The sequence below is a fragment of the Streptomyces sp. NRRL S-37 genome, assembly GCF_000721605.1.
Classification (GTDB): domain Bacteria; phylum Actinomycetota; class Actinomycetes; order Streptomycetales; family Streptomycetaceae; genus Streptomyces.
Genome location: NZ_JOIZ01000091.1, coordinates 1 through 1,215, shown reverse-complemented (window position 1 = coordinate 1,215; position 1,215 = coordinate 1). Strand labels below are relative to the sequence as shown.

Annotated in this window: 1 pseudogene; it reads left to right on the top strand. The window is 68.4% G+C overall.

Annotation, left to right across the window (positions count from 1 at the left end):
• Window positions 1-1,215 (top strand): annotated as a pseudogene (locus IH50_RS43685) (condensation domain-containing protein); the annotation flags it as partial.

Genomic DNA, 1,215 nt, shown 5'->3' with positions numbered 1-1,215 from the left:
ACATGGTCCCGGCCGCGGTCGTGGTGCTGGACGAGCTGCCGTTGACGGTGAACGGCAAACTCGACCGCAAGGCCCTGCCCGCACCCGAGTACACCACCACTGCGAATTCCGGCAGAGGCCCGTCCACCCCCGAGGAAGAGGCCCTGTGCGAGGCGTTCGCGCAGGTCCTCGGACTGGAGAAGGTGGGAGTCGACGACGACTTCTTCGCCCTCGGAGGTCATTCCCTGCTCGCGGTACGGCTGGTCAGCCGTATCCGGGTGGCGCTGGGCGTCGAGCTCGGCATCGCGGCGCTGTTCGAGACGCCGACGGTGGCAGGGCTCGCACAGCAGCTCGGAAAGAAGAAGACAGCTCGGCCGGCGTTGCGGCCCATGCGTAACCAGGGGGAGTCCTGATGTTTCCGTTGTCATTCGCGCAGCGCCGTCTGTGGTTCATCGAGCAGCTCGAGGGGCCCAGCGCCGCGTACAACATCCCGACAGCTCTGCGGCTTTCCGGCCAGGTGGACGTCGAGGCCCTTGATGCGGCCCTACGGGATGTGATCGGCCGTCACGAAGTGCTGCGGACGGTGTTCAGGGTGGCCGAGGGAGAGCCGTACCAGCGACGAGAGCGATCCGGACAGCGTCCTGTCGCGTCAGGTCGCCTATTGGCGGGAGACGCTGGCCGGTGCGCCGGAGGAGCTGACGCTGCCCTACGACCATCCGCGTCCGTCCGTGGCGAGTCACCGTGGGCACGGCGTTCCCTTCGACGTTCCCGCCGAAGTGCACGCACGTCTCGCGGAGCTGGCCCGTGTCGAGGGCTGCACGCCCTTCATGGTGCTCCAGGCCGCCCTCGCGGTCCTGCTGTCCCGGCTCGGCGCGGGCACCGACATCCCCGTCGGCGCAGCGGTCGCCGGGCGCACCGATGAGGCCCTGGACGACCTGGTTGGCCTGTTCGTGAACACGCTGGTGCTGCGCACTGAACGTGCCGTTCGAGCGTCTGGTGGAGGAGCTCGCTCCGACGCGTTCCCTGGCCCGGCACCCGCTGTTCCAGGTGATGCTCACCCTCCAGAACAACGCCGGCGCCGCCGTGGACCTCTCTGGCGCCCAGCAGGTCGGAAAGCTCAGCACCCATGAGTCAGCAGCGGCCAAGTTCGATCTCGAGTTCACCGTGGGTGAGGTGTTTGGTCCGGGTGGTGTGCCTGCGGGGTTGCGGGGTGCGGTGATCGCTGCGGCGGATCTG